21 protein-coding genes are annotated in these 20,164 nt (G+C 59.6%); 10 read left to right on the top strand and 11 right to left on the bottom strand.

Annotated features, from left to right (window positions below; translation table 11 throughout):
- Positions 1–4 precede the first annotated feature (4 nt).
- The 5 genes from RGAI101_RS05640 to pedF form a co-directional block, all read right to left on the bottom strand.
- Entirely contained in the window at positions 5–2,374 is a 2,370-nt protein-coding gene (locus tag RGAI101_RS05640) for a xanthine dehydrogenase family protein molybdopterin-binding subunit (RefSeq protein ID WP_008229444.1), read from the bottom strand.
- A 62-nt stretch (positions 2,375–2,436) separates the two neighbouring features.
- Positions 2,437–2,922, bottom strand: a complete 486-nt coding sequence (locus RGAI101_RS05635) for a (2Fe-2S)-binding protein (protein ID WP_037227489.1) — start codon at positions 2,920–2,922, stop codon at positions 2,437–2,439.
- Between the two features lie 54 nt (positions 2,923–2,976).
- On the bottom strand, positions 2,977–3,498 hold the full coding sequence (locus tag RGAI101_RS05630) for a CoxG family protein (RefSeq protein ID WP_008227092.1): 522 nt from the start codon (positions 3,496–3,498) through the stop codon (positions 2,977–2,979).
- Between the two features lie 75 nt (positions 3,499–3,573).
- On the bottom strand, positions 3,574–4,473 hold the full coding sequence (locus RGAI101_RS05625) for a substrate-binding periplasmic protein (RefSeq protein WP_008229103.1): 900 nt from the start codon (positions 4,471–4,473) through the stop codon (positions 3,574–3,576).
- 2 nt (positions 4,474–4,475) lie between these two features.
- The gene (gene pedF, locus RGAI101_RS05620; RefSeq protein ID WP_008228714.1) at positions 4,476–5,177 is read right to left on the bottom strand and encodes a cytochrome c-550 PedF; all 702 of its coding nucleotides are present in this window, start codon (positions 5,175–5,177) and stop codon (positions 4,476–4,478) included.
- A gap of 163 nt (positions 5,178–5,340) precedes the next feature.
- Between pedF and RGAI101_RS05615 the strand changes: the two genes are divergently transcribed.
- The 10 genes from RGAI101_RS05615 to RGAI101_RS05570 all read left to right on the top strand — a co-directional run bounded on the left by RGAI101_RS05615 (position 5,341) and on the right by RGAI101_RS05570 (position 16,322).
- Positions 5,341–6,516, top strand: coding sequence for an ABC transporter substrate-binding protein (locus RGAI101_RS05615; protein WP_083792012.1), 1,176 nt, complete (start codon positions 5,341–5,343; stop codon positions 6,514–6,516).
- Positions 6,517–6,527: 11 nt separating this feature from the next.
- Complete coding sequence (locus tag RGAI101_RS05610; RefSeq protein ID WP_008227956.1) at positions 6,528–7,472, top strand: YVTN family beta-propeller repeat protein; 945 nt, start codon at positions 6,528–6,530, stop codon at positions 7,470–7,472.
- Positions 7,469–7,909 (top strand): hypothetical protein, encoded by a 441-nt coding sequence (locus RGAI101_RS05605; protein WP_008225638.1) that lies wholly within the window; start codon positions 7,469–7,471, stop codon positions 7,907–7,909. Before RGAI101_RS05610 ends, RGAI101_RS05605 begins: the two co-directional genes overlap by 4 nt.
- Positions 7,906–8,622, top strand: coding sequence for an ABC transporter ATP-binding protein (locus RGAI101_RS05600; protein ID WP_008225411.1), 717 nt, complete (start codon positions 7,906–7,908; stop codon positions 8,620–8,622). Before RGAI101_RS05605 ends, RGAI101_RS05600 begins: the two co-directional genes overlap by 4 nt.
- The gene (locus RGAI101_RS05595) at positions 8,619–9,410 is read left to right on the top strand and encodes an ABC transporter permease (RefSeq protein ID WP_008227989.1); all 792 of its coding nucleotides are present in this window, start codon (positions 8,619–8,621) and stop codon (positions 9,408–9,410) included. Before RGAI101_RS05600 ends, RGAI101_RS05595 begins: the two co-directional genes overlap by 4 nt.
- A gap of 58 nt (positions 9,411–9,468) precedes the next feature.
- On the top strand, positions 9,469–10,005 hold the full coding sequence (locus RGAI101_RS05590; RefSeq protein ID WP_008228349.1) for a hypothetical protein: 537 nt from the start codon (positions 9,469–9,471) through the stop codon (positions 10,003–10,005).
- A gap of 323 nt (positions 10,006–10,328) precedes the next feature.
- Entirely contained in the window at positions 10,329–12,092 is a 1,764-nt protein-coding gene (locus RGAI101_RS05585; RefSeq protein WP_008228986.1) for a PQQ-dependent methanol/ethanol family dehydrogenase, read from the top strand.
- 118 nt (positions 12,093–12,210) lie between these two features.
- Positions 12,211–12,912, top strand: a complete 702-nt coding sequence (locus tag RGAI101_RS05580) for a response regulator (protein WP_008228995.1) — start codon at positions 12,211–12,213, stop codon at positions 12,910–12,912.
- Between the two features lie 35 nt (positions 12,913–12,947).
- A complete protein-coding gene (locus RGAI101_RS05575; protein WP_157044636.1) occupies positions 12,948–14,126 on the top strand; it encodes an FIST N-terminal domain-containing protein in 1,179 nt (392 codons plus the stop codon).
- 3 nt (positions 14,127–14,129) lie between these two features.
- Positions 14,130–16,322 carry a hybrid sensor histidine kinase/response regulator gene (locus RGAI101_RS05570; RefSeq protein ID WP_008228662.1) on the top strand — a complete coding sequence of 731 codons (2,193 nt, stop codon included), beginning with the start codon at positions 14,130–14,132 and terminating at the stop codon, positions 16,320–16,322.
- A gap of 3 nt (positions 16,323–16,325) precedes the next feature.
- Here the strand turns inward: RGAI101_RS05570 and pqqE are convergent, their stop codons facing one another.
- The 6 genes from pqqE to RGAI101_RS05545 all read right to left on the bottom strand — a co-directional run bounded on the left by pqqE (position 16,326) and on the right by RGAI101_RS05545 (position 19,951).
- Positions 16,326–17,408: a pyrroloquinoline quinone biosynthesis protein PqqE gene (gene pqqE, locus RGAI101_RS05565; RefSeq protein WP_008225028.1), complete on the bottom strand. Its 1,083-nt coding sequence runs from the start codon at positions 17,406–17,408 to the stop codon at positions 16,326–16,328.
- Positions 17,405–17,695, bottom strand: coding sequence for a pyrroloquinoline quinone biosynthesis peptide chaperone PqqD (gene pqqD / locus RGAI101_RS05560; protein WP_254655243.1), 291 nt, complete (start codon positions 17,693–17,695; stop codon positions 17,405–17,407). Before pqqD ends, pqqE begins: the two co-directional genes overlap by 4 nt.
- The gene (gene pqqC, locus RGAI101_RS05555) at positions 17,692–18,435 is read right to left on the bottom strand and encodes a pyrroloquinoline-quinone synthase PqqC (protein WP_008226388.1); all 744 of its coding nucleotides are present in this window, start codon (positions 18,433–18,435) and stop codon (positions 17,692–17,694) included. The genes pqqD and pqqC overlap by 4 nt, the downstream gene beginning before the upstream one ends.
- Positions 18,432–19,328, bottom strand: coding sequence for a pyrroloquinoline quinone biosynthesis protein PqqB (gene pqqB, locus RGAI101_RS05550; RefSeq protein ID WP_008227508.1), 897 nt, complete (start codon positions 19,326–19,328; stop codon positions 18,432–18,434). Before pqqB ends, pqqC begins: the two co-directional genes overlap by 4 nt.
- Positions 19,329–19,353: 25 nt before the next feature.
- Positions 19,354–19,455, bottom strand: a complete 102-nt coding sequence (gene pqqA / locus RGAI101_RS21500) for a pyrroloquinoline quinone precursor peptide PqqA (RefSeq protein ID WP_083792011.1) — start codon at positions 19,453–19,455, stop codon at positions 19,354–19,356.
- A gap of 202 nt (positions 19,456–19,657) precedes the next feature.
- Positions 19,658–19,951 carry a hypothetical protein gene (locus tag RGAI101_RS05545; protein ID WP_008227274.1) on the bottom strand — a complete coding sequence of 98 codons (294 nt, stop codon included), beginning with the start codon at positions 19,949–19,951 and terminating at the stop codon, positions 19,658–19,660.
- Between the last annotated feature and the right edge of the window lie 213 nt (positions 19,952–20,164).

Raw genomic sequence — 20,164 nt, 5'->3', positions numbered from 1 at the left:
TCCCTCAAGCGTTCTTCATGGCCGACCACACACGGTGCGGGGTCAGGGGCATGTCGATATGTGTGACGTTCTTGCCGCTCGATTGCAGCGCGTCGATGACGGCATTGACGATGGTGGGGGGCGACCCGATGGCCCCGGCTTCGCCGCAGCCCTTGACGCCCAGCGGGTTGTGCGTGCAGGGCGTCCCTTGCGAATGATCGACCGTATAGAACGGCAGGTCGTCGGCCCGCGGCATCGCATAATCCATGTAGGACGCGCTTTCCAGCTGGCCGTCGCTGTTGTAGCGCGCAGCTTCCAGCAGCGCCTGGCCGATGCCCTGGCCCAGACCGCCATGCACCTGCCCGGTGACGACCATCGGGTTGATCACGTTGCCGAAATCATCGACGGCGGCAAAGCGGTCAACGCGGACTTTGCCGGTGTCGGGGTCCACCTCGACCTCGCAGCAATAGGCCCCCGACGGGAAGGTGAAGTTGGCCGGATCGTAGAACGCCGTCTCCTCCAGCCCCGGTTCGATGTCTTCGAGGGGGAAATCATGGGGGATGTACGCCTTGAGTGCCACTTCGCCGAAGGACACGGATTTGTCGGTACCCGCAACCGAGAACTGGCCATCTTTCAGTTCGATATCGCCTTCGGCGGCTTCCAGCATGTGGGCTGCGATCTTCTTGGCCTTGTTGATGATCTTTTCGGTCGCGCGCACCACGGCAGAGCCGCAGACCGCAAGGCTGCGCGAGCCGTAGGTGCCCATCCCGAAGGGGATCTTGGACGTGTCACCATGGACGATATCGATGCTGGCAGCGTCGATCCCCAACATTTCCGCAACCACCTGCGGGAACACGGTTTCATGGCCCTGTCCGTGGCTGTGCGCCCCGACCATAACGCTCAGGTTGCCGGTCGCGTTCACGCGCACGGTTGCCGCATCGTAGAGGCCAACGCGGCTGCCCAGGACACCGACAAGGTTCGAGGGCGCGATGCCGCAGGCCTCGACATAGGCGTTCACGCCGAAACCGCGCAGCATCCCGTTCGCTTCGCTTTGCGCGCGGCGGGCGGCAAAGCCTTTGACGTCGGCGACCTCTTCCATCTTGTCCATCAGCGCGTCGTAGTTGCCGCTGTCGTATTCAAGACCGGCCGCCGAGGCGAAGGGGTATTGTTCGGGCTTGATGAAGTTCTTGCGGCGCAGCGCGATCGGATCCATTCCCAACTCGCGCGCACATTTGTCGATGACCCGTTCCAGCGAATAGGACGCTTCGGGGCGGCCCGCGCCACGATAGGCGTCGACGGGCGCGGTGTTGGTAAAGACCGCCTTGACGTTCACATAGACCAGCGGAACGGTGTAGTTGCCCGCCATCAGGGTGCCATGCAGGAAGGTCGGCGTCGCCGTGGCGAAGTTCGACAGGTAAGCCCCCACATTGGCATAGGTTTCGGTGCGGAAGGCCTGAAAATTGCCTTCGGCGTCGGTCGCCAGTTCGATCTTGGTGACGTGGTCGCGGCCATGCGCATCGGTCAGGAAGGCTTCGGTCCGGTCTGACGTCCATTTCACCGGGCGGCCGACACGCTTGGCAGCGGCCAGAACCAATGCTTCCTCGCCGTAGTGGTAGATTTTCGATCCGAAACCGCCGCCGACGTCTGGCGCGATCACGGTCAGCTTGTTTTCCGGAATGCCCATCACAAAGGCCGAGATCAGCAGCCGCGTCAGGTGGGGGTTTTGCGATGTGGTGTGCAGGACGTATTCGTCACCGCTGGCCTTGTAGCTGGCCATGGAACAGCGCGGTTCCATCGCGTTGGGGATAAGACGGTTGTTGACCAGTTCAAGCGTGGTGACGTGGTGGGCGTTCTTGATGGCCTCGTCGGTGGCGGCACGGTTGTCTTCGATCCAGCCCCAGTCGAAGCACTGGTTGGTGCCGATCTCGTCATGGACGAAATTGTCACCTTTCAGTGCTTCCTTCACGTCGATGATCGCGGGCAGTTCCTCGATATCAATCTCGATAGCCTCGGCGGCATCACGGGCCTGACGGTCGGTTTCGGCAATGACGGCAGCATAGGCGTCGCCGACATGACGCACCTTGCCATGGGCCAGCACGGGGCGCTTGGGTTCCTTCATCGGTTCACCGTCGCGGCTGTTGATCAGCCAGCCTGCGGGGTTGCCACCGACCTCGACGAAATCCGCGCCGGTAAAGACCGCCAGAACCCCCGGCATGCCTTCGGCGACCGACGTGTCGATCGATTTGATGATCCCGTTGGCAACGGTCGACCGGGCAAAGACTGCGACCGTCTCTCCGTATGTCTTGATGTCATCGGTATATTCGCCGGCTCCCTTGAGAAAACGAACGTCTTCCCGGCGCAGCGGTGATGCACCTATTCCGGTGTCCTTAGGCATGTGAAATCTCCCTGAAATGTATTGTGGGGCAGTGTCGCGGTGATCCGCAGGCCTGACCCTTGTTATTCTGCTGCAATCGCGCTGACGTCCTGACCGGAGGCGGCGAGGATCGCCTTGACGATGTTGTGGTAGCCCGTGCAGCGACAGATATTGCCTTCCAGATGCTTGCGCACTTCGGCTTCCGTGGGCTTGGGGTTGTCCTTCAGCAAGGCGGTGGCCGACATGACCATGCCGGGGGTGCAATAGCCGCATTGCAGGCCGTGGTGGTCCTGAAACGCCTGTTGCATCACGTTAAGCGATCCATCCGCATTGGCCATCCCTTCGATGGTCTTGACCTCGGCACCTTCGGCTTCGACGGCGAACATGGTGCAGGATTTGACGGATTTGCCATCCACATGCACGGTGCAGGCCCCGCATTGCGATGTGTCGCAGCCGACATGGGTGCCAGTCAGATGCAGGTCATCGCGCAGAAAGGACACCAACAGCGTCTGCCCCTCCACGTCGCGCGAAACCGACTTTCCGTTGATGGTCATTGTTACCTTTGTCATGGTGTTCCTTACTTCTCTAAAGTCACGTCTTGAAATTCATGTCGTCGGGATGCTTCAGTTGCTGACCAGCCTCTTGAACCACCCCTTTTTCTTCTCTTCCCCGATCTCGGTGGTGATCGTTTCGCCTTCGGTTGTGGGCTCTCCGACCGCGTCCTGGAAATTCTGAAAGAACTGGTCCGCCATCTTCTTGGCAAAGCCGTCGATGATGCGGCTGCCAAGCTGCGCCAGCTTGCCGCCGACCTTGGCTTCGACCTCGTAATGCAGGATCGTCTGGTCGCCATCCGCTTCCAGCCGCACATCCGCGCCGCCCTTTGCAAACCCGGCGGCACCGCCTTTGCCTTCGCCCGTGATGGTCAGGCTTTCGGGTTCGTTTATGTCGCTAAGCGTGACCGCCCCCTTGAACGTCGCCTTGACCGGGCCGACCTTCTGCACAACGACCGCTTCGAACCCGTCTTCGGGGGACCCGGTCATGTCCTGACATCCCGGCACGCAGGCCTTCAGGACATCGGGGTTCAGCAGCGCGGCCCAGACTGTGGCGCGGTCCGCATTGATGGTTTTCGAGTCGCTAAGATTCATTGCAAATTCCGTCCTGTTCTATGGTCAGCCTAATCGGATTTGGCTGGTTCGGTTATACGACCAAGGGTGTATTTGCTATCGTACAGGCTGCTGAAAACTCAGCCCGTAGCTTTCGTAGATGTTGGCGATCCGCCCATCAGCCAGCGCCGCGCTGATCGCGTCATCCACGGCGTACGACAGCGGCCGGTAGCTGAAACTTACCGCGACGCCCAAGGTCCAGGTGCTGACGGCGAAACCGGCGAGGGGGGGCTGATGGATGCCGATATCATCGGTCAGGCCGTATTCAAGTTGCCCGCGCGGGCCCATTGCCGCCTTGGTTTCACCAGACGCAAGCGCGACCATGCCCTGTCCCATATCGGTAAAGCGATGCACGTTCTGACGGAACTGCCCGCCCGCGAAGCTTGAGAGGTAGAAGTCCGAAATTGAATCGTTCTCGACCGCAACCGTGTCGAAACGGAAATAGGCGGGGACGGGTTTTTCCTCCGGATAGGCGGCGTTCGAATAGGCGATGGCGATGGATTCCGAGGCGTATTGGCCCGTGAATGTCACCTGTTCGACCCGGCAGGCGAAGCTGGAATTATAGGGAATACGCATCATGACGTTGGATACGCGGCCACCGATCACGCCGCCCTTCCAGATGTTATTCCTCAGATCAGCCTCAAGATTTTCGCCCGCGCCGACAAAGTTGAACTGCGCCGTCACGCCAAGGTCATCGGCAATCAGCCGTGCGATGTCGACGTCGATGCCGCGCGGCTTGCCGGCGTCCTGCCAACTGTACGGCACGTTGTCGTCATAAACGGCAAAAAGCATATGCCCCAGTTCGACGATCTCGTCGAGATCCTGCCCGACGATGTCGCGTCCGGCATTTTGCGGACGTTCCTGAGGGACATAATCCGCGCACGGGTCGGCGGCGTCGACCGGCCCGCTTAGCGACAGGCCGATGAACAATGCGCAGGCTGTTACAGCGGACCGCATGGTTAATGCGCTGCCGACAAACCGATGGTCAGGGTTTCAGCCGCAAGGTGATATGCCTCCGGCGAACCATCGATCATGCGCGCCGCCCGAAACGCGATTGAGTCCGCAACCGGTGCCTCTGACATGGTGCCGATCCCCTGGGCCAGTTCGTTCAGCCGTGCCTTGATCGCGTCGGCATCAGCGGCGCTGGCATCCTTGGCATAGGCGACCAGTTCATCGCGGATGGCCTTGAGCTCATCCGAGGCTTCCTCCATCGCGTCCGAGTCTGGGCGTGTCTCGATATACGTCCGGATCGCCCAGGCCGCATCCTGCCCCAGGACTTCGCCAAAGGCGGGCATCTTGGTCGTGCCGTTCTGGGTGTATCCCGAACGAAACCGTTCGACATACCATTCGTCCCCGTATTCAGACGCCTCAAGGTAGCGCAGATCAGGGGCCAAACCGCCGGAGATGACCTCGAGGCCGTGGCACCGCGCGCAGTTCTGGATGTACCCGGATTCCCCGATTTCCAGCGCCTCGAGCCAGACCTCTTCGCCTGCCGCTTCCGCACGATAAGGGTTTTCGGACAGCCATTCGTCCCCTGTGGGCGGCAGGTTGCCCGTGTCGACAGGTGAAATGCCCAATGGCAAACCGGCGGCCAAGGCAACGCCCATGGTGCCAGCCAATAGCGCTGCGGTCATCACGGACGTTCGCGTCAAACTCATCATAACAAATTCCCCTTGTCGTCGTTATTTTTCCAAAACCTAGCACCGGTCCCGAAGGCCCGATATAAGACCTTGGTTGCGTGTGATGCCCGGTTCCCCCGACCAAAGTCGTATTCGACGGTCATCCTTGTTGGGGATAGCCTTGCCGGGAAAGGATGGCCCGGACATGCGTAAATTTGCAGAGATTTTCATGGTTTGCGTGGCTGTCCAGATGTCTTGCAGTCTAGGCGTGGCAGCGGATGTCGCTCTCTCGATCGGGTATCTTGAAATCAAACAGTCCCGTCCGCCGACCTTGTCAAACCTCGACCCGATTCCTGAGGATCTGGGCCTTGCCGGTGCGCAAACCGGTCTGGGGGACAATGCGACGACGGGGCGTTTCCTGGGCCACAGCTTTGATCTGCAAAGCGGCATCGTCGACGTGGGGGCGGACCATGTTGCCGCCACTGCCGACATGCTTTCGCGGACACCGTTTCTTTTGATTGACGCGCCGGCCGACGTGCTGCTGGCCATCGCGGATTTGCCGCAAGCCAAGGACGCCGTGTTGTTCAACATCTCGGCTGGCGATACCGCGCTGCGCGACACCGATTGCCGCGCCAACCTTTTGCACGCCTTGCCGTCCGACGCGATGCTCACGGACGCGTTGGCGCAGGTCTTTGTCCAGAAACGCTGGACCGATCTGGTGATGGTGTCGGGCACATATCCCCAAGACGTCGCGTATGCAGATGCGATGCGCCGGTCGCTGACCAAATTCGGGCTGAAACTGGGGCAGGAAAAAACATGGGCCTTTGACGCCGACATGCGGCGCAACGCGGCCCAGGAAGTGCCGCTGTTTACGCAACCCCTTGGCGACTATGACGCCCTGATCGTGGCGGACGAGCTTGGGGATTTTGGCCGCTACCTGCTGTATAACACATGGGTGGCACGGCCCGTGACCGGGTCCGAAGGTCTGTCCGCGCTGACCTGGTCACCGGTGATCGAACAATGGGGGGCGACGCAATTGCAAAACCGGTTTGCCCAAGAACATGACCGCGCCATGCAATCACAGGACTATGCCGCATGGGCCGCCATGCGCACCTTGGGAGAGGCTGTCACCCGCACCGGCAGCAATGACCCCGCGATCCTGCGCGACTATATCCTGTCCGATGATTTCGAACTGGCCGGTTTCAAGGGCAGGCCCCTGACATGGCGCGACTGGAACGGGCAGCTGCGCCAGCCCATCGCCATCGCCCACACGCGTGCACTGGTCGCGCAGGCCCCGCTCGAGGGGTTCTTGCACCGGGTAAATGAATTGGACACACTGGGCCTTGACCGTCCGGAAAGCCGCTGCGAGGTCTTTGAATGAAGCTATGCCATATGATCCTTGCGTCCCTGTCGCTGGCCGTGCCAGCCCACGCGGGCGAAATCTGGGTGACCAATGAAAAGGACGACACGCTCAGCGTGATCGACACGGACACGCTTGAGGTGATCCAGACCTACGCCACCGGCGAACGCCCGCGCGGCATCACGTTTTCCGCCGATTTTTCCCGTGTCTACATCTGTGCCTCGGACAGCGATGCGGTTCAGGTGATGGACCCCGAGACGGGCGAGATCCTGCATGACCTGCCATCCGGTGAAGACCCCGAGCAATTCGTCCTGCATCCGGATGACAAGCACCTTTATATCGCCAATGAAGACGACGCCGTGACCACAGTTGTTGACGTGGACAGCCGCAAGGTCGTGGCCCAGATCGATGTCGGCGTCGAACCCGAGGGGATGGCGGTGTCGCCCGACGGCAAGGTTGTCATCACCACCTCCGAGACCACGAATATGGCGCATTGGATCGACACCGGAACCCACACGCTTTTCGCCAATACGCTGGTGGACAGCCGCCCGCGTCATGCCGAATTTACCAAAGGCGGCGCAGAGCTTTGGGTCAGCTCGGAGATCGGCGGTTCCATCACCGTTTTCGACAGCGCGACCCAAGGCGAACTGGGCAAGATGACGTTCGAGATCAAGGGCGTGCATCCTGACCGCGTGCAGCCCGTCGGGTTCGAATTCACACCGGACGAGAAATATGCCTTTGTCGCCCTTGGCCCCGCAAACCATGTCGCCGTTGTCAACGCGCAGACCTACGAAGTAGAAGAGTACATCCTTGTGGGGCGGCGGGTCTGGCACATGGCATTCGACGGCGATCATGCACGGCTGTTCACCACCAACGGTGTTTCGGGCGATGTCACCGTGATCGACGTTGCTGCACGCAAGGCAGTGAAATCCATCAAGGTGGGGCGTTTTCCGTGGGGGGCGGCATTTAGGCCATGAACATGCAGCGACGTATCATCCCGCTCGTTATCTCGGTATTTTTGGTATTCAGTCCCGCATCGGCCCATGACTATGGCGCAGCGGGCCTCATGTCGGGCAGCAACAAGCAAGACCTCCCGCCCATCACCCTCTCGGTCGGAGAGCCGATCAGCGACGGCCCTTGGATGTTGAAATCCGGCACCTATTACGAATTTGAAATTATCGCTGACGGATCGCAGGAACTGGGGCTGTCGGGGGCTGACTTCTTCCGCGCGATCTGGATCGACGAGATCGTGATCGAGGGTCTGGAAATCCGCCCCTTTGCCCTGAGCAGTCTTGAGTTCGACGAGGCGGGCACGATGGAAATCGGCTTTGTCGCGATCAAGCCGGGGCGCTATGACATGCACATTCCCGGCACGACAGGCGACACGCAGCGCATCGAGATCACCATCGAATGAACGGCCTTGCCCTGTCGAACGTCAGTTATCGCTATGGCCCCAAGACGGCATTGGATGATGTCGGGTTCGTCGTGGAGAAAGGCCAGTTCTGTGCCTTGCTGGGGCCGAACGGGGCGGGCAAATCAACATTGTTCAGTCTGTTGACCCGGCTTGTGACCTCGGCCGATGGGCGGATCGAAGTGGCGGGGCACGACATCGCAAAACAGCCACGGCTGGCGCTGGCCAAGCTGGGGGTCGTCTTCCAACAGATGACGCTGGATATGGACCTGACCGTGCGCCAGAATTTGACCTATTTTGCCGCCCTGCACGGAATGTCGGGGAAATCGGCGCAGCGCGCAATTGATGCGGCACTTGATCAAATGGACATGCTCGAGCGGGCAGGGGAAAAGGCCCGCGCCCTGAACGGTGGCCATAGGCGGCGCGCCGAGATCGCGCGCGCCTTGCTGCACCAGCCAGCCGTGCTGCTGCTGGACGAACCCACCGTCGGGCTGGACGCGGCATCGCGGCAGGCCATCACCGAGCATGTGCATGAACTTGCAAGCGGGGGCATCAGCGTGCTGTGGGCCACCCATCTGACGGACGAGGTGCGCGCCGATGATCATCTGGTGATCCTGCACCGCGCCCGGATACTGGCCGATGGCACGGCGCGCGACATCGCGGGTGACATGCCGTTGCTGGACCGGTTCCTGTCGCTGACCGGGGCGGCGCAATGAAACCTTATCTTGTTTCGCTCTATGCCATTGTCCTGCGCGAGGCGTTACGCTTTGTGCATCAACGCGAGCGGTTCATCGCGGCGCTTGTGCGTCCGCTGGTCTGGTTGCTGGTCTTCGCCGCCGGATTCCGCGCGGCGCTTGGCATCAGCATCATCGCCCCCTACGAGACCTACATCACATACGAGACCTACATCGTGCCTGGTCTGTGCGGCATGATCTTGCTGTTCAACGGCATGCAATCCTCGCTTAGTCTGGTCTATGACCGCGAGATGGGGTCTATGAAACTGCTGCTGAACAGCCCGCTGCCGCGCTGGTGGCTGCTGGTCTGCAAGCTGGCGGGATCGACGGCAATCTCGATTCTGCAGGCCTATGCGTTTCTGGCCATTGCCGCCGGGTTTGGCGTCACGGCACCCGCCGTCGGTTACCTGACCGTGTTGCCCGCCCTTTTGATCGCGGGGCTCATGCTGGGCGCTTTGGGCCTGCTGCTGTCAAGCTTCGTCAAGCAGCTTGAGAACTTCGCGGGCGTGATGAATTTTGTGATCTTCCCGATGTTCTTTTTGTCCTCCGCGCTCTATCCGCTGTGGAAAATGGCAGAAAGCTCCGAGCTTTTGCACGCCATCTGTGCGCTAAACCCGTTCACCCATGCCGTCGAATTGATCCGCTTTGCGCTATACGGGCAGGTGAACCTGACGGCGCTGGCGTGGACCGTACTGGCGGCCGCAGTTTTCATTGGCTGTGCCGTCTGGGGCTATGACCCGGCGCGTGGGCGGCCCGGTCGCAAGGGGTGACACCATCTACGACCATGGCAGTGCTGCATTGCTGCGCAATTCATGCTAAAATGCCATTATGAAACATTTGACCCTTATGCTTATCCTGCTTGCCGTTCCTGTCCACGCCGAGGACGCCATTCCGCTTGGCCAGCTCAACCCCGACGAAATGACCTGGCAATCGCAGATCGACAAGGTTCGGCGCGGCCAGACAGATATGACGATCTGCGCCAGTGGATACATGATGACCAAATCCGGTGATCACGCCACCGCCCGCGCGATTTTCGAAGCCTGCGCGCGTGACGGATACACAGGTGCGATGACGTGGATGAGCCAGCTCGACAACAATGGTCTGGGGGGCGAATACAACCCTGATGCCGCCGCAGCATGGGACCGGCGCGCGGCAGAGGCGGGGGATCCCGTGGGCAAGTTCAACTACGGTCTTGACCTGATGCGCGGGCACGGGGTTGCGCAGAATGATGTGCTTGGACGCCGTTATATCGACACGGCTGCCGCCGAGGGCCTCGAGATTGCCAAACGGCTACAAGGGGCCGGGTACGATCTGGATGAAGTCACCCCGGATGCGGATGATTGGAAATACGCGCCCCTGTTCTGAGGCGGCTGCAGCTTGGCTTAATCGGCGATCCTCGTCCCATGATTAACGGCTGCGATCACCGCTTGCCGGCGTGGTTTTCGGACGGGTGTTGCGTGCACAGACCATCCCCGAAAACCCGACTTTTCTGAAGGTATCAGCGCGACCCGTTGCGGGTATCGTACCCGTGTGCGGTCTGCGGATCGTGACGCGGGGCGGGTGGGCCGGCTGACATACGACCATTGTTCAATATCCCCCAAGCAGGATTGCGCGAATACTAATCGCGGATTGGTCTGCGCCGTTTCCTGCTGTGCGACCATCATCGGAACACCAAGGGAGGTAACAATATGAACAGATTTATATTGGCATTGACGGCATCCATGATGACCGCAAGCCTAGCAACGGCGCAGGTGACGGAAGCCGATCTGGCGAACGATACCGCGTCGACCGGCGATGTGTTGACCAACGGCATGGGGCGTCACCTGCAACGCTTTTCACCGCTGGACATCCTGAACAAGGAAAACGTGAAAAACCTTGTTCCGGCATGGGCCTTTTCGTTGGGAGGCGAAAAGCAGCGCGGTCAGGAAACACAACCGCTGGTGCATGACGGGATCATGTACATTACCGGATCCTATTCGCGGATTTATGCGATCGACGTGAAAACCGGCCAGGAGATCTGGCAATATGATGCGCGTCTGCCCGAAGGTATTCTGCCCTGCTGTGACGTGGTTAACCGCGGTGCGGCGATCTATGGCGACAACGTCTATTTCGGCACGCTTGACGCCCGCATCGTCGCCTTGAACGGCAAGACGGGGGATGTCGTCTGGAACAAGAAGATCGCCGATTACAAGGCAGGCTACAGCTATACCGCGGCCCCTCTGATCGTCAAAGGCATGGTCATCACCGGCAACTCGGGTGGTGAATTCGGGATCGTTGGTGAAGTACAGGCACGCGATGCCGAAACCGGTGAAACGATCTGGACGCGGCCGATGATCGAAGGTCACATGGGAACGCTCAACGGTGCTGAATCCACCATGACCGGCACGTTGAACGCAACATGGCCCGGCGACATGTGGAAAACCGGCGGCGGCGCGACGTGGCTGGGGGGATCGTATGACATCGACACCGACACGCTGGTGTTTGGTGCGGGCAACCCCGCCCCCTGGAACAGCCACCTGCGCAATGCGGGCACCCCTGTCGAAGGCAACGCCGGTGACAACCTTTATGCGGCGTCACGGGTCGGCATTGATCCCGCAACGGGCGAGATCAAGTGGCACTTCCAGACTACGCCCCGCGAAGGCTGGGACTATGACGGTGTGAACGAGGTCGTCGCCTATGAGGACCGCACAGGCAACAAGCGTTTTGCAACGGCCGACCGGAACGGGTTCTTCTATGTTCTGAACCGCGAAGACGGCAAATACGTCTCGGCAGTTCCTTTCGTCAAGGACATCAGCTGGGCTTCGGGCATTGATGACACGGGCCGCCCGATCTTTATCGAAGAAGGCCGTCCGGGCGATCCGTCCGCTGCGGCGGATGGCAAGAAAGGTGAAGTCGTCTTTGCATCGCCGTCATTCCTGGGTGGCAAGAACTGGATGCCGATGGCGCATTCGCCCAAGACCGGCCTGTTCTATGTGCCGTCCAACGAATGGGGCATGGACATCTGGAATGAACCCATCACCTACAAGAAAGGTGCCGCGTACCTTGGCTCAGGCTTTACGATCAAGCCGAACTACGAAGACCATATCGGCAGCCTGAAGGCCATCGACCCAGATACGGGCGAAACCAAGTGGGAATACATGAACGATGCCCCACTTTGGGCAGGCGTCATGACAACCGCAGGTGGTCTGGTGTTCACCGGTACGCCCGAGGGCAAGTTCATTGCCTTTGACGATGAGACTGGCGAAGAGCTGTGGTCGTTCCAGACAGGCTCCGGCATCGTGGGCCAGCCGATCACCTGGGAACAGGACGGCGAACAATATGTCACCGTGATTTCCGGATGGGGCGGCGCGGTTCCGCTTTGGGGTGGTGAAGTGGCCAAGACGGTCAGCTACCTCAACCAGGGTGGCACGCTTTGGACATTCCGCCTGCCACAGCAACTTGCATCCAAGTAACGCTTTGCAGACGTGAAACCGGAATGCGCCCCGACGCAGGGGCGCATTTTTTTTGCCTGAAGGGGTCTAAGACTTTTATACAAGAGACGTGGTGACCGGATCACGCTAATCTGTAGAAATGACACCTCACAATATCCTTCCAGATGAACATCAAGCCCCGTCGCCCACCGGAAACTGGGCGCTGGTCATCGACGATCATCCGCTTTTCTGTGACGCGCTCGAACTGACACTGCGGTCTGTCGCACAGTTTTCCGAGGTTCTGACGGCAGACTGTCTGGAAGCGGCGTTGGAGCTGCTAGAGGGGGCCATGGCACCGGAATTGATCCTGCTGGATCTGAATTTGCCGGATGTCAGCGGCCTTGACGGGTTTTTGCGCCTCAAGCGCCACGCCCCCGGATCGCCGGTGATTATCGTGTCGTCGATGACGGATAACGCGATCATAAACGCTGCAATCAACGCGGGTGCATCGGGTTTCGTGCCCAAGCACAGCCAACGTCTGGTGTTCAAGGACGCGCTGGCACGGGTCAAAGCGGGGGGCATTTTCACGCCGTCCGGTTATGTCGATGGCCGCGAGCCGGATGGCAGCGATGCAAATCTCGCGCGGCTGGCGTCGCTTACAAATCAGCAATACCGCATTCTTCAGCTGATCTGCGAGGGCAAGCTGAACAAGCAGATCGCCTTTGAGCTGTCGATCGCCGAAACGACCGTTAAGGCCCATGTGACGGCGATCATGCGCAAACTTGGTGTCCAAAGCCGGACCCAGGCCGTGTTGGTCGCGCATGAGGCAAAATTCTCGAAAGTGTTGGCAAGCGAAGAGTAAGCCGAGTATCCTGTGCGACAGGGAGACTTAGAGATTTGACGGAAATTTGCGAGCCAGAAGTGGCGGGGGCCAAGAGCACTCCGTCTTCGACCTTGTGCAGGGGGCAAGTACCGCATGAGGTACCCAATCCGGTTGCCAGGCTTAGGAAGCAGATCGCGCACCAGCCTTTGGCGCTGGTTGCCCTGTTCGTCACCACGGACGCCGATTTTGCAAAGATCACCCGCGAGGCACAGGAACAGTTTCCGGATACGGACGTGATCGCCTGCACCACGGCGGGCGAAATCGGTCAGTCCGGGTTCGAGGAAGGCATGATCATCGCCATCGGATTTCCATCGGCGCACTATGCCAGCAAATCAATTCTGATCGAGGATTTGCAGGGCGAAAGTTCGCAGGCTGTGGTTGACCGGATCGCGCTGGACCGGTTGGCGATCCAGAGCGAGAATCCGGACAAACAACGGGGCTTTGCGTTTTTGGTCGTTGACGGCCTTTCGCTGCGTGAAGACATTTTGACGGCCGCGATTTCGCCCGCGCTGCGCGACCTTCCGATTTTTGGCGGTTCTGCGGGGGATGGTGCGCATTTCGGGCGCACATTGGTGTCCCTGAACGGGCGGGTCTGCGAAAATGCCGCTGTGCTGTCCCTTATCCAGACAGACCACCGCGTGCGGGTCTTCAGTTTTGATCATCTGGTCCCCACTGACAGGCAGATGGTGGTGACCAGCGCGGACCCGGCACGCCGTATTGTCAAATCGATCAACGGCGAACCGGCGGTTAAGGAATACGCACGGATCGTGGGCAAGGACCCCGATCAGGTCAACCAGTTCACCTTTGCCTCGCACCCTGTGGTCGTGCGCATCGGCGGCGGCCACCACGTGCGCGCCATCCAGCAGGTCAACGAAAGCGGCGAACTTGTTTTCTTCTCTGCAATCGACGAAGGCATGGTGCTGACGGTTGCGCAGCCCAAAAACATGGTGGAGCATCTTGAAAGCGAAATGGTCAAGCTGAGCGAAAACGGCGCACCCAGCGACATCTTCGCGTGCGATTGCATCCTCAGGCGCATGGAGGCCGAGCAGACGCAGATATCCCATCAGGTTTCGGATATTCTGGCCAGACACAGGGTATTCGGGTTTTCGACCTACGGTGAACAGATCGGCGCACTTCACGTCAACCACACCATGACCGGTGTCGCGATCTATGCCGATCCTGACGGAGACTGAACCTTGTCGCTGATCAATCCATCTGACAGCCTCGAAAGGCAAAACGAGAAGCTCTTGCAGATCGCGCATGCCTTGATGCGCAAGGTCGAACAGAAACACGAGGATTCCGGCATTGCCTATGCCCAGTTCGAACGCGCGGCCCTGCTTGAGGTGCAAGTGCGCGAACGCACCGCGGATCTGGAACGCACGCTTGATCTTTTGCAGAAATCAAACGCGCAACTGGCGACCGCGAACGTTGAGACTGAAATTGCCCAGGCGAACCTGACGGAAGCGATTGAAACGATCAATGAAGGCTTCGCCCTGTTCGACACCAATGACAGGTTGGTTCTGTCAAACAGCCGCTTTTGCCGCGATCTTTGCGATATCAGCAAAAACCTGCACGCAGGCATGGCCTTTGACGACTATGTAACGGTGATTTCCCAAAGCCGGTTCCTTGCATTGCCAGAGGATATGACGCCCGAAGCATGGGCGACAGCCCGCCACGAACGTCACCGCGATGACCATGTCGTGTTCAACGTCAGCCTGACGCAGGACCGGTGGCTGCAGATCAGCGAACACCGCACGGCGCGCGGCGGGACCGTCATCCTGCAGACGGATGTGACCAACATCATCAGGCTGGAGCGTCTCGAGCGCGATCGCATGCGCGACAAGCAAGCGCAGACACTTCAGGCCACGCTGGACCATCTTAACCAGGGCGTCTGCATTTTCGATCACGAGAAAAAGCTGGTTGGCTGGAACAAACGCATGGACCGCCTGCTTGATCTGCCGCCGCACCAATCCGCACTCCGGTTGCCCTTTCTGACATTGCTTGAACGTCTGGAACACCAGCTGGAATTTTCGGCCGATTTCGATGTCGATATGCTGAAACGCTGGGCGGAACACGGGGCAGGGCGCACGGCCATCGCATTCGAGGTCACCAGGTCGAGGAACAGAATTCTAAGCGTCTTCGGGCAGGAAATGCCGGACCGTGGATTCGTGATCAGCTTTACGGATGTTACCGTTGAACGCGAATCCGTGCGCGCATTGGCCGAGATGAACGAACGCCTTGAAAAGCGTGTGCAACACAGGACCCATGAGCTTGGCCTGGCGCTTTCCGAGGCGAAAAGGGCGAATGCGAGCAAGTCGCGATTTGTCGCGGCGGCCAGCCATGATCTGCTGCAGCCACTGTCTGCTGCAAAACTTTTCGTGGCGTCGCTGGCCGATCAGATCGGTGAAACGGACCTGCTGAACATCGCGAACAAGGCTGAAACCGCGCTGTCCAGCGTCGAACACATCATCGAGGCGCTGCTGGATATCTCGAAACTGGATTCCAACGAGGCTGTCTTTGACATCAAGCCTGTCCGTCTGTCCGCGCTGCTGCGCCCGCTGCGCGACGAACTGACGCCGGTCGCGATGGCCAAGGGACTGGATTTGCGCATCCTCGAGTGCGGCCTGACCGTGTGCAGCGATCCGGGATATCTGCGGCGCATCGTGCAGAACCTTATTTCCAACGCGATCCGCTATACCGATAAAGGGCGGGTCATTGTCGGGGTCAGGCGCGTCGGTGGCATGGCCCGGATCGAGGTTTGGGATACGGGCTGCGGCATTTCGCAGGCAGATCAGCAGGTCGTGTTTCAGGAATTCAAACGGCTTGACGCCAGAACCTCACACGCGGGCTTGGGGCTGGGGCTGGCGATTGTCGAGCGCGCCTGCAAGAGCCTTGACCACCCGCTGCGCCTTTGGTCCGAACCGGGCAAGGGAAGCTGTTTTTCCTTTGATCTGCCGATACGATATGGCACCGAAATTCAAGAGCGTTCCACGGCGGGGCGCTTGGGCGAAAATGCGTCGGTCAGGAAGGGCCTTGTGGTTCTTCTTGTCGAAAACGATCTGCAGCTTGCCAACGCGCTTATCATGATGATCGAAGGGTGGGACGCGCATGTCATTCATGCGCCCGACGGCGAAACCGCATTGCAATTGCTGTCGGAAATCCGGCTGGCCCCCGATGCGCTGGTGCTGGATTACCAGCTGGGCAGCGGCATGTCGGGCATCGAGCTGCTGAAACATCTCAAGAAGGACTTTGGCAATCTGCCGGTGCGCTTGGTGTCGGCCAATCGGGGGAAGGATTTACAGAATGAATGCGACGCCCTGGACGTCACCTTGCTTGCCAAACCGATCGACCGCGAGCGGTTGTACCAGTTCCTGTCCCACCTGCGCTAAGGGTCAGGGACCTTTCCGATGGATCAACGCAGCATCGTCGTCGCTTGCAAAGCCGTCTGCCAGCTGTTTCATCGTGGCGTGCAACGGTGATTTGATGCACACCGGGTCCGTGGCGGCAGGATCATTTGCGATCGCCATGGCCTGGCATCGGCACCCCCCGAAATCCAGCTTGCGACGGTCACAGGACCGGCAGGGCTCCTGCATCCAGTCTTCGCCGCGATAGGCATTGAACGCGGTGCCCTGGTACCAGATGTCCGACAGGGGCTTGTCCTGCACGTTGTCAAACGCCAGTCCCTTGATGGTTTCGGCAGCATGGCAAGGCAGGACCGATCCGTCGGGCGTCACGTTCAATCCGGTCGTGCCCCAGCCCCCCATGCACCGCTTTGGATAGTCGCTGTGATAGTCGGCTGGCACATAATCGATCACCAGCGTGCCCTTGTGGGCCACACGTGCTTCGGCGACGATCCGGCTTGCCTCGGCAGCCTGTGCGCGTGTCGGCATCAGGGCCGCGCGGTTCTGCAGCGCCCAACCGTGGAATTGCACGATGGCAACCTCGATCCGGCGTGCTTTCATGTCCAGCGCCATTTCGATGGCGCGTGGTAACTGGTGCAGGTTCTTGCGGTGGACGACCGCGTTCAAGGTCAGCGGAAACCCGATCTGCGTGATCCATTCGGCGGCCTGCATCTTGCGTTTGAACCCGCCGCTATAGCCGCCGATGTGGTCGGCCATTTCGGCGTCAGTGCCTTGCAGGGACAGCTGAATGTGGTCCAGCCCCGCAGCGTCAAGTTCCTGCAGCCGCCGTTCGGTCAGGCCAATCGCCGAGGTGATCAGGTTGGTATAAAGCCCTGCATCCCGCGCCGCCTTGACCAGATCAACCAGATCACGGCGCGAAGCCGGTTCGCCCCCCGACAGGTGCAGTTGCAGCACGCCCAGATCGGCGGCCTGCCGGAACACGTCAGACCAGACGTCGGTCGAAAGCTCGCGGTCCTTTTGGGCCAGTGCTATCGGATTGGAACAATAGGGGCAGGACAGGGGACAGCGGTGCGTCAGCTCTGCAAGCATGGCGATGGGGGCGGGGACAGTCATGCGCGGACCTCAAGAATGCGACGATCCATCAAGCCGGAAATGAACTCGGATATGTCTGACGTGATTTCACCGACGGGGGCATTATAGCGCGCCGACAGGTTCTCCGCGATTTGGGACAGGGTGCTGGTGCCGTCGATTTCGCGCAGGATCGCAAGACCGATCGGATCAAGTTTGATCGTCCGCTCAGGGGCCAGCAGGACCCACAGATCGCGGACCTTGTCGAAATGCAGCCGGACGCCGCGGGGGATAAAGGGCACGTCCGACAGAAGGGTGTTTTTGTCCGTCACGCGCGCACCGCTGATAGATAGCTGTCCGGCTGCCATGCTCCGGGCGGTATTCGAGCCGGCGTGACATAGGCGGCATGCAGCGCGTCCAGTTGCGCCCATAAAACATCCGTTTTGAAGATCAGCGCAGCGGCAGCGGCATCCTGTTTTTCGTCCGTATCGGCATGTTCAAGCACCCAGGCCAGACCGAATGCCACATCCTTCGGGGCCTCGTTCAGTCGATTGCGGAAATAGGACAGGCTGCTATCATCGGCAAAAGCGTAATTTGCCAGCAGGCCTTCGATCCTTGCTGCATGTATCTTGGGGGCGAAAAGTTCGGTCAGTGAAGCGGCGACAGCTTCCAGCAAGGTCTTGTCGCGCACGAACCGCACATAGGCGTCAACGGCGAAGCGCGTCGCGGGCAACACCCCTTGGGCGCTGGCGACATAATCCCGGTCCAACCCCACGGCATCGGCCAGCCGCAGCCACCGCGCGATGCCGCCTTCGTTCTCTGCCGTGCCGTCATGATCTTCAATCCGGGACCGCCACGCGCGGCGCAGGGCAGGATCAGCGACCCGGCTCATGAATGCCGCGTCCTTCATGGGAATGCTGGCCTGATAATAGAACCGGTTGATCACCCAGGCGCGCACCTGATCCGGTGTGCAGCCACCGGAATGCAGCAGCGCATGGAAAGGGTGCTTGTCGTGGTACCGTTCTGCCCCGATCTGGCGCAAACGGGCCTCGAATTTGGCTGCTGACGTCATATCCTGATCTCCATACCGTCCTGCGCAATCGTCCAGCCAGATGCTTCGGCCTGTTTGCGTTGCGGCGATCCGGGACGCAGCACTGGGTTGGTGTTGTTCATGTGAACAAAGAATTTTTGTATGATTTTCAGTTCCTTGAAGGCCTCAATTGATCCATCTGATCCCGCCATCGACATATGACCCATCCGCTGCCCGGTTTTCTGGCTTAGGCCTGCCGCCACCATTTCGTCATCCTGCCAAAGGGTTCCGTCGAAGAACACGGCATCCGCACCTTCGATCCGCGCACGAAGATCTGGCTTGAATGTCGAACATCCCGGAATGTAATAGGCGGTCTTGTCTTTGGCCTGAAGGCAGACACCCACTGTCTGCTCGCCCTCCAGATCGGTTTGTACGCTCGCCCCTTCAAGATAAAGCGGCACTTTTCCGGGCACTGCGAAAAGGGTCGCGCGCAGACCGGGCGCAATTTCGACGGTTTCGCCAAGCTCAATCGTCTCGCGGGTCACGAAATTGGGGTTCAGTGCATCAAAGACAGGGTTATTGGCCAGGACCGCATGAATATCCTTGGTCGCGAACAGTTTGAACGGTTGCTGCTCGCGCAGGGTCAGCAATCCGGCAATATGGTCGATGTCGCCGTTGGTCAGCAAAACGGACCGAAGCGGCGAACGCCGCAGGTCCGTTGGATGGAGCACAGGCGTCTGTGCGATCTGCTGGCGAATGTCGGGGGATGCATTCAGGATCGCCCAATCGCGATCATTCGCGCTGAACGCGATCGACGATTGGGTCTGCGAGGGGATCGCGCCCGCGCGGGCCAAATTGCAGTTTTCACATCCGCAATTCCACTGGGGCAATCCGCCACCGGCAGCAGCCCCGAGGATATGCGCGCGAAACGTCAACCTACTTTCCGCACGCAAAATCCGTTCAGAACAATACACCGCCGGCGTCTTCTTCGCCCTCGGGACCGTACATGTTGATCTCCATACCGCATTCGATTTCGCGGATTTTAGGTTTCGTCCAAGCCATTTTGTGCCTCCCTAAAGCTCACTGGTAAGAGCTAAACTATCGCGACCCGGTGTCGGCATGTCTATGCGACGAAGGTACATATTGGGCGGCTTAATGTGATCGCCATCGCCACGCATTGTCTGGCCGGGCTGGCACGGGCACGGGGCTTTTGACAATCGCCACCTTCAAGATGTCGGACCAAACCTGGCGCATCCGCTGCCGGTCAATTTGGGTTGCATGCCGGAATTATCACCTGCACGAATCGGTCCTGAACCGCGACTGATTCGCGCGCCGCGTCGGCGGGTTGCGCAATCCTGGGACCGCGAGGCCAAGCAGATTTCGCCGGATCACCATGATTTCGACCTGTATCCCTATCCCGGTGCCAATCGCTTTTCCCCAAGAAGATCGTGCCGTTTTCAACATCGGTTTTGCGCATGACGTTGGCGGTAAAATCCGGTGTCCAAGCTGAAATGTCATTGTTTCCAAAAATGGCGGTATCTTCAGTTTTTGGCAGCATTGTGCAGCATCTTTGCACCTGTTTTTCCCGAAAGAGTACAGTTCGACAGATTTCACTTGCCTCATTTTTGCCGCTTAATCCGCCTGTGCAGCGGGCTCAAATCGACCGCTAAGTCCGGCCCCGATGCAGTGACATAGATAACATAACACCGGGGCTGATGGCGCAAAGCCGCATAATAATAAGGCAGATTCCCGCCTGCCTTCCGTGGGGCTC

Origin of the sequence: Roseobacter sp. GAI101, assembly GCF_000156335.1 — a bacterium.
Classification (GTDB): Bacteria; Pseudomonadota; Alphaproteobacteria; order Rhodobacterales; family Rhodobacteraceae; genus Sulfitobacter.
Note: the sequence above shows the minus strand (reverse complement) of the source record. Positions and strands in the feature narration are given on the sequence as shown.